Here is an 8,070-nt window from a genome sequence, read left to right as displayed (position 1 = left end):
GGCCAGCACCAGCACGGCCCCGGACTCGCCCCAGGCGGCCGCGAAGCCCAGCGCCATCGCCGAGCCGATCGCCGGCAGCGTCAAAGGCAATGCAACGGTGCGCCAGGCGTGCCAGTCGCTGGCGCCCAGGGTGCGGGCCACGGGCAGCAGCATCGGGTCGTGCGCCTCGAAGACGGGGCGCAGCATGCGCGTCATCATCGGCACCGTCATGATGCAAGCGGCCAGCACGGCCCCCGTGGGGTACAGGGCCACGGCCAGGCCCAGGTCCTGGCGCAGCCAGCGGCCCAACGCGCCTTGCTCGCCCAGGCCGGTCGTCAACCAGAAGCCGATGACGGCCGGCGGCAGGCCCAGCGGCAGCAGGATGAAGGCGTCGAGCAGCACCTTGCCGCGCCACTTCACGCGGGCCATCCACCACGCCAGGGTGATCGACAGAGGGGTGGCGATGAGCAAGGTGAGCGCGGCCAGCTGCAGGCTCATCCACATCGCGGACAGGGCGGCGGGCGACATCGATCAGCCTTTCGCGTTCTGCCAGCCGGCCACGCCACGCAGCGTGCCCCGCGCCAGCGGGCGGTCGAGCCAGTCAACCAGGAGCTTGCCGCCCGGGTGCTTGCCCCGGAAGGAGCGCGCAACCTCGGCGTGCAGCACCAAAGCCGGGTGCCCCTGGAACCAGACCCGGGTGCCGCGCACCTGGCCTTGGCGCAGCCAGGCGGCCTGGGTCACCAGGCGGTAAGCCGGGGCGCTCGGGTTGAGCTGTTTGTGGCCCAGGGCTGCGGTCAGCGGCTGACCGGTGGCAGGCTGGGCCAGCAGTTGGGCGGCCAGTTGAGCCAAGGGGCTGTCCGCGCCGGCTTGCGCCGCAGGTTCGCCTGGCAAGCCGGTCTGCCAGCTCGCCACCCCGGCGGCCTGGGCCGCCAGCACCTGAGCGATGGCGCGCGCAGGGTCTTTTTCTGCGCGGATGCCGGCGGGGTCGTCTGCCGGGCCGACCAGCCAGACCTCGGTGCGCGCCAGCTTGCGCCGGTCGTGGATGAGGCCTTCCTTTTCGAGGTGGCCGGCGCGGGGGTGGCTCAGGAAGAGCCCGACTTCGGCTTCACCCGACTCCAGCCGATCCAGCACCAGGCGGCTGGGGGTGGTGTGCCACTGCGCGGCCCAGCCCAGGTCGCGTCGCATCGCCGCCGCCCAGCGAGCGGTCAGCCCGGTTTCGGCGAGCAGGGGGTCCACCGCGACCTCAGGGCTCTCGGCCCGGGGGCGCAGCGCCCAGGCGGGCTGGCAAAGCCCGGCGCAAAAAATGCTCGCGGCACCCAGCGTGCGCGTCATCAGGGCGCGGCGGACAGCGAATTCGGTCTTCTCGGGCATGGCGGAGGGTGAAAAAACGCAGGCCGAAGTGTGCCTGCTGCTGGCGGCGGGCTTGGTCATGGCTGTCCCGCAGTTGTCCACAGTTGTATCAGCATCCAAAAAAAGGGCATTTCCGTGACACCTTGCCGCCTTCGCCCTGGGGGCATCCCTGGACGCCCCACGGACGAGGGGGCAGGCGCGAATCGGTCCGATCGTCTAAACTACGAGGTTCCCGCCGGGCGCCCCTGGGCGTTCACGGGGCCCATCCGACGGGGTGTCGAGAGCGTTGCCACGACCGGGCCACAGCCTGGCCAGACCAGGTTGCCGCAGCGCTGTCGAGACCTTGTTTTTTACTTTCTGGAGCCTTGTCATGTCGAACGTTGCTGCTCAGGTCAATGCACCTGCCTACGTCAAAAACACCAAGCTGATTGCCTGGGTGGCCGAGATGGCCGCCCTGCTGCAACCCAAGGACGTCGTCTGGTGCGACGGCACCACCGAAGAGTACGACCGCCTGTGCGCCCAGCTCGTGGCTGCCGGCTCGTTCAAGAAGCTCAACCCCGAGCTGCGCCCGAACTCCTACCTCGCCTGGACCCACCCCTCCGACGTGGCCCGCGTGGAAGACCGCACCTTCATCTGCTCGACTCGCAAGGAAGATGCCGGCCCCACCAACAACTGGTGCGAGCCCGCTGAAATGCGCGCCAAGCTGCAGACCGGTGCCGACGCCCTGTTCAAGGGCGCCATGGCCGGCCGCACGATGTACGTCGTGCCCTTCTCGATGGGCCCGCTGGGTTCGGACATCGCCCACATTGGCGTTGAGCTGTCCGACAGCGCCTACGTGGCCGTCAACATGAAGCTGATGACCCGCATGGGCAAGGGCGTGATCGATGTGCTCGGCACCGATGGCGAGTTCGTGCCTTGCGTGCACACCGTGGGTGCCCCCCTGGCCGCTGGTCAGAAGGACGTGGCCTGGCCTTGCAACCCCGACACCAAGTACATCGTTCACTACCCCGAGACCCGCGAGATCTGGTCCTACGGCTCGGGCTACGGCGGCAACGCGCTGCTGGGCAAGAAGTGCTTCGCCCTGCGCATCGCTTCCACCATGGGCCGTGACCAAGGCTGGCTGGCCGAGCACATGCTGCTGCTGGGCGTGACCAATCCCGAAGGTCAGAAGTACCACGTGGCCGCCGCCTTCCCCTCGGCCTGCGGCAAAACCAACTTCTCCATGCTGATCCCGCCCGAGGGCTACAACGGCTGGAAGGTCACCACCATCGGTGACGACATCGCCTGGATCAAGCCCGCGGCCGACGGCAAGCTCTACGCCATCAACCCCGAAGCCGGTTACTTCGGCGTGGCCCCGGGCACCAACACCCTGACCAACTTCAACTGCATGAAGTCGCTCGACCGCGACGTGATCTTCACGAACGTGGCCCTGACCGATGACGGCGACGTGTGGTGGGAGTCGATGACCGACGAAGCCCCGGCTCACCTGATCGACTGGCAAGGCAACGACTGGACCCCGGCCATCGGCAAGGAAAAGGGCGTCAAGGCCGCTCACCCGAACGCCCGCTTCACCGTGGCCGCCACCAACAACCCGGTGCTCGACCCCGAGTGGGACAACCCCGCTGGCGTGCCCATCGATGCCTTCATCTTCGGCGGCCGCCGCTCGACCACCGTGCCCCTGGTGACCGAAGCCCGCGACTGGACCGAAGGCGTCTACATGGCCGCCACCATGGGCTCCGAGACCACCGCTGCCGCCTTCGGCCAGCAAGGCGTGGTGCGCCGTGACCCGTTCGCCATGCTGCCCTTCATGGGCTACAACATGAGCGATTACTTCCAGCACTGGCTGGACCTGGGCGCCAAGCTGCAAGCCTCGGGCGCCAAGCTGCCCCAGATCTACTGCGTGAACTGGTTCCGCAAGGGCGCCGATGGCAAGTTCGTGTGGCCTGGCTACAGCGAAAACATGCGCGTGCTGGAGTGGATGCTGGGCCGCCTGCAAGGCAAGGCCGGCGGTGTGGAAAACGCCTTTGGCGTGAGCCCCACCTACGAAGACATCAACTGGAATGGCCTGAACTTCACCAAGGATCAGTTCCAGTCGGTGATCGGCGTGGACAAGGCTTCCTGGCAGCAAGAACTCAAGCTGCACGACGAGCTGTTCACCCAGCTGTCGCACAACCTGCCCGCCGCCATGCCCGCCACCAAGGCCAAGCTGGAGCAACGCCTGGCTGCCTGATGGGGCTGTTCGGGCCCGATTGGCCCTCGGCTGCGGGTTCGCCCCCGCGCCGATCTGGCACCCACCCCGCTTCGGCGGGGTTTTTTGTGTCCGAAGCGGCGTGGCCAGGTCCCTTTTCCCCCAAGCAAGGGGTGGGGCACCCGACCAGACGGTGTGAGAATTTGTCACGTTTACCCAGCATTTGTGTTGGGTGGTCATTTGTTCGGGGGAGCTCCCCCCAGGGAGTCAACATGTTCGTCCGCAACCTCATCGCCGCATCTGCTTTCGTGATGGCCTCCGTCTCGGCCCACGCAGCGGTCTTCGGTCCTTTCTCCAACCTGGGTGTCGTTGGCACCGAGGCCGTGTCCTTCGGCGGCTTCAGCCGCTTCGAAGAAGCCACCCCGTTCGACATCACCTACGAATTCAGCCTGTCGGCCGCTTCCGGCCTGACGGGTTTCATCGGCCAGGCTGGCACCGACTTCGAACTGATCGAAGCCACCACCACCGAGTTCACCCTGACCCCCATCACCCTGGAAAACATCCTGGTTGACGGCGTGGCCGCCACCACTTTCGTGGCCCAGAACGGCGGCTTCGCCTTCTCCTTCGCTGGCCTGAGCAGCGGCGCCCACACCCTGACGGTGCGCGGTGTTGGCGTGCCCGAGTACGGCGCCTTCGTCGGCAACGTCACCGCCGCCATCCCCGAACCCACCACCTACGCCCTGCTGCTGGCTGGCCTGGGTGTGGTCGGTGCCGTGGCTTCGCGTCGCCGCGCTGCCTGATCGGCTGACGACCTGCTCGCTGCGCAGCCAAGGCGCGGTGAAAAGCAAAGGGCTCCTTCGGGAGCCCTTTTTCGTTGGGGAGGGTGTCGCCTGGGTGAGCGGGCGCCGGGGCCATGCATGAGGGCGGCACGCGGCCGCCCCGTGTGGTCTGGCTCAACGCAGCTTCAAGGCAGCAGCGGCGCGATCAGGTCGGCGAACCAGTCGCTGATCAGCACGCGTTGGCTGGTCGGGTTCTTCTCGAAGGCTCGGATCGGGGTGCCCTTGCCGTCGATCAGGTTGTCCACGAAACGGCCCACGTCCTTGAGCCCGGTCTCGACGATGCTGGTGCCGCCGAAGGTCACGATGGTCAGGCAGTGCGAGCCGTTGAGTTCGCGCTTGTTGGGGATGTAGTAGCCGATGTTGGGCTGCGTCTCCATCTGCGCGACCCAGGGCGTGATCTCCTGGCGCCACTTCTGGTTGAGCAGCTTCAGGCGCGTCTCGTTGTCGGGCGCGTTGGCGATCTCGGGGTAGAACTTCTGGTACGAGAAGGCCGAGAAGTTGGTGTCTTCCTGGAAGTTGGCGTAGCCGATGCGGTCGTTCGGGAAGATCTTGCCCAGCCCGGCCGTGATGCTGCCCAGGTTGTCGGCGCTGCCGGCGCCCGGGTACTTGGTGATCAGCTCGGTGACCAGGCCGTTGACGCCATCGAGGCCCCAGACGGTGCGGATCTTGTTGTGCAGCAGCACCGAGGGTGCCTGCTCGGGCGTGGCGTCGCGTGGCACGTTGAACAGCGGGCCCGAGTCGGCGAGCAGCGACATCTGCTTGGGCTTGAGCGCTTCACGGAAGGCCGGGTACAAGGCCGCCGAGCCCACGCCGCCGGCCGAGAAGCCTGTGAGGAACAGCTTTTCAGGCTGCTTGAGGTTCTTGGCCATCCAGGCGGCCACGGCCTTGGCGTTGACCATGCCTCGGTGGTGGTAGGCCATGGGGTTGGCCGGGTCGACGTTGTCGTACACGGCGACCTTGTTGCCGGTGTGCACGTCGCCCGTGCAGTAGGTCAGGTAGACGATGTTCCAGCTTTGCGTCTGCACCGACTGCAGCGGGTGCAGGCGCATGGTGAAGGGCGTGACCAGGCCGAGGTGGGCCTGGCGGTTCCAGTCGGTCATGTAGTTGGTGGGGATGCCGTCGGGGTTGACGGCGTCCAGCAGGGTGCCGCCTTTGCAGGCGCCCTGGTCCCAGCAGGCGCCGCCGCCTTCGAACATCACCACGGTCTTGCTGGTGAAGGGCGTGCGGTTGACGAAGAAGCGGTAGGGGGTGCCGTTGCCGCAGGTGGCGCCGCTGGAGGCGGGCAGCTCGACGGTTTCCCACTGGAGGTAGCCAGCGTGCGCGGCGGCGCACACCAGGCTGGCGGCGGTGGCCTGGACGGCCACCTTCAGGACGGAGCGCAAGGACATGGGGTTCTCCTTCTCACGAGGTTGTTCTGTGAGAAGGAGTTTCCGTAACGCTGTTTTTTTGCGCTTGCGCGTTAACCAGCGGATGCAGGCGTTCGAGGGGGGGCAAACGCCTCGGCTTTTGTCGGCTGCCCGACGGTTGTCGCCTTGTGTGGATCGGGTAAGCCCTTCCGCACCCGATGGGGTTAACCCAGTTTTTGTTGGCGGCGGCGAGCAACGACGGCGCCCATGGCACCCAGGCCCAACATGGCCATCAAGCTGGTGTCTGCTTCAGGAACCGCGCCGACGGCGACATAGGTGCGCGCACCTACTTGTGTGAAAAAGCCCTCGCGGTTCGACGACGAGGCGTTCTCGAAAGTGAACTTGATGTGCCCCGACTTCTGATCGTGATCCCCGGTCTCGGCTGACGTGTAGGCATAGTCGAAGAACGACTTCACTTCCTGGCCGGCTGAGGTGCTGGCTTTCAGGTACGCCTCAAGCAGGAGAGACGCTGACGCGACTTCCTGGGGGTTGACTCGGTTCAACAAGGAAGCCTCGAGCAGGTAGTCTGCCTCGATCATCAGTGCGGTGTTGGCGCTGATCACAAAGGTGCGACCCCATTCGGTGGGGTTTGTTTCTGCCCCAGCCACGACGATGTCGGTGTTGCCCGTCGTTGCATTCGATTGAGCGCTGAAGCCGGTCTCGCTGGATATCGAGGCGGCTGTCGCACCTGCCATCGAAGCGGTCGCCGAGCCCGTGGCCAACATGGCCACAGGTTCCTGCGTCAGGAATGTGCGGCGCTGCTCTCCTTCCATCGATGAGTTGTCCACGATGCGGTAGACAGTGCCGTACGCAGACCTGGGGCTGGTGTACTCCGCTGCCAGAAAGCTCAGGCTGGGTGTCACCCCATCGGTCAGATCCAGGTCGATCAAGGTGAAGGTCAGCGAGCTCAGCGATGCCGTGGCCGAGCCAGTGCCGGCGTGTGCCGGGGCATTGGAGAGCAGCGCGATCGCAGCCGCAGCGAAAACTGCAAGGGGGTGTTTCATCATGTCCGTGTCCCTGTGGTGGTATGAGCGGAGCCTGATGGGTCTGAAGGATCAGGTGCCGCACACAATTTGTGCACGCGATCCTCGGCGCTTTGAGCGGGCCTGACGATCCCGCAAGCAGGGGGGCGTTCGGCGCATGGACATCGTGGCCGATGGCTCAGTACGCTTCAGCCGGCACGCGCCGCTGCAGCACCCCGATCGGCGGTGCCCAGCGCTGGCCCTTGGGCTTCTTGGCCGTGACCAAGGTGATGTCGGCGGGCTCGAAGACCTCGACGTTGTGCGTGATCGGCGTGGTCAGCACGTACTGCGCGCGCGTGGAGCGCAGGAAGTGGCCGACCAGCTGGATGTTGCGCACGTCCAAGTGAGCAAACGGCTCGTCGATGAAGACGAAGCCACCCGGGGTCTCGTCGTCCTTCATCAGGCCCACGAGCAGGATGAGGGACTTGATGACCTGCTGGCCGCCCGAGGCCTCGCCGTCGTTCAGGCCAATGTGGCCCTTGCCGTCGAAGTTGAAGTGGATCTTGAGTTCGGCCTGGCGCAGGGCGGTGTCGTCGTCGCCGAGGTGGGGCAGTTCGCACTGCACATCGACGCCGGCGAGCTGGCCGAGCTCGATCACGTTCTTGCGGTAGCGGCGCACCGTCACCTTGAGCACGTCGGTGTAGCGCTCGCGGGCGTTGTCGACGGCGATGGCCGCGGCGGCGTTGCTGGCCTTGCGCTGGCCGAGCTCGTCTTCCTGGCGCAGCACGTTGGCGTTCATCAGCGTGAGCTGCTCGACCACGGTGGCGTCGGTTTCCCACTGGCCTTCGGTGAGCTCGCGGTCCACGGCTTCGGCGCGCAGGCGGGCCTGGGTGGCGTTGCCGTAGTGCGCCTGCATCTCGCGGATGCGCTCGGGGCTGCGCCAGTGCAGCGGCAGCGAGTGCTTGACCTCGCGTGACATCAGCGCCTGGCCAAGCAGGTCGTCGAAGCGGGCCTGCCATTCGCGTTCGTGCTGGGCGCTGCGTTGTTCGATGTGGGCCAGCTTTTCCTGCGCCTGGCGGTAGGCGTGCTGGGCGTTGGTCTGCTCGACCACGGCGCGCTTGAGTTCGGCTTCCGATTGCTGCCAGCGCTCGCCAGCGTCAACACGGGCCTGCTTGAGCACGGGCAACTGGCGGCGGGCTTCGGCGAACTCGGCTTCGCGCTCGACCAGCTCGGCCGCGGCGGTGAAACCTTGCGCGGCCTGGCGGGCGTCCTGCAGTTGGCGGTCGAAGAAGGCCTGGTCGCGCACCAGGCGGGTCATCTCTTCGTCGAGCTGGGCCAGGCGGTTT

At 66.5% G+C, this 8,070-nt stretch carries 6 protein-coding genes and 1 pseudogene; 2 read left to right on the top strand and 5 right to left on the bottom strand.

What is annotated here, in order from left to right:
- Both B2W70_RS03830 and B2W70_RS03825 read right to left on the bottom strand, forming a co-directional pair.
- Positions 1–507 (bottom strand): molybdate ABC transporter permease subunit (locus tag B2W70_RS03830; RefSeq protein WP_286743027.1); only part of this gene is annotated, 507 nt, incomplete at its 3' end.
- A gap of 3 nt (positions 508–510) precedes the next feature.
- Entirely contained in the window at positions 511–1,350 is an 840-nt protein-coding gene (locus B2W70_RS03825; RefSeq protein ID WP_286743026.1) for a hypothetical protein, read from the bottom strand.
- 349 nt (positions 1,351–1,699) lie between these two features.
- On the opposite strand from B2W70_RS03825, the gene B2W70_RS03820 reads away from it, so the two are divergent.
- Positions 1,700–3,559 carry a phosphoenolpyruvate carboxykinase (GTP) gene (locus B2W70_RS03820; RefSeq protein ID WP_286743024.1) on the top strand — a complete coding sequence of 620 codons (1,860 nt, stop codon included), beginning with the start codon at positions 1,700–1,702 and terminating at the stop codon, positions 3,557–3,559.
- A 230-nt stretch (positions 3,560–3,789) separates the two neighbouring features.
- Positions 3,790–4,317: an FxDxF family PEP-CTERM protein gene (locus B2W70_RS03815; protein WP_286743022.1), complete on the top strand. Its 528-nt coding sequence runs from the start codon at positions 3,790–3,792 to the stop codon at positions 4,315–4,317.
- 164 nt (positions 4,318–4,481) lie between these two features.
- Here B2W70_RS03815 and B2W70_RS03810 read toward each other — a convergent pair whose 3' ends face one another.
- The 3 genes and pseudogenes from B2W70_RS03810 to B2W70_RS03800 form a co-directional block, all read right to left on the bottom strand.
- Positions 4,482–5,744, bottom strand: coding sequence for a pectin acetylesterase-family hydrolase (locus tag B2W70_RS03810; RefSeq protein WP_286743020.1), 1,263 nt, complete (start codon positions 5,742–5,744; stop codon positions 4,482–4,484).
- A gap of 182 nt (positions 5,745–5,926) precedes the next feature.
- Positions 5,927–6,652: a PEP-CTERM sorting domain-containing protein gene (locus B2W70_RS03805; RefSeq protein ID WP_286743018.1), complete on the bottom strand. Its 726-nt coding sequence runs from the start codon at positions 6,650–6,652 to the stop codon at positions 5,927–5,929.
- A 271-nt stretch (positions 6,653–6,923) separates the two neighbouring features.
- Positions 6,924–8,070 (bottom strand): annotated as a pseudogene (locus tag B2W70_RS03800) (AAA family ATPase); the annotation flags it as partial.

This window comes from Aquabacterium sp. UBA2148 (genome assembly GCF_002328915.1).
GTDB classification, from domain to species: Bacteria; Pseudomonadota; Gammaproteobacteria; order Burkholderiales; family Burkholderiaceae_C; genus Aquabacterium; species Aquabacterium parvum.
Note: the sequence above shows the minus strand (reverse complement) of the source record. Positions and strands in the feature narration are given on the sequence as shown.

What these genes read in the sequence shown, in the direction of transcription:
- B2W70_RS03825 (WP_286743026.1), bottom strand. Translation starts at nt 1,350, where the DNA reads ATGCCCGAGAAGACCGAATTCGCTGTCCGCCGCGCCCTGATGACGCGC.
- B2W70_RS03820 (WP_286743024.1), top strand. Translation starts at nt 1,700, where the DNA reads ATGTCGAACGTTGCTGCTCAGGTCAATGCACCTGCCTACGTCAAAAAC.
- B2W70_RS03815 (WP_286743022.1), top strand. Translation starts at nt 3,790, where the DNA reads ATGTTCGTCCGCAACCTCATCGCCGCATCTGCTTTCGTGATGGCCTCC.
- B2W70_RS03810 (WP_286743020.1), bottom strand. Translation starts at nt 5,744, where the DNA reads ATGTCCTTGCGCTCCGTCCTGAAGGTGGCCGTCCAGGCCACCGCCGCC.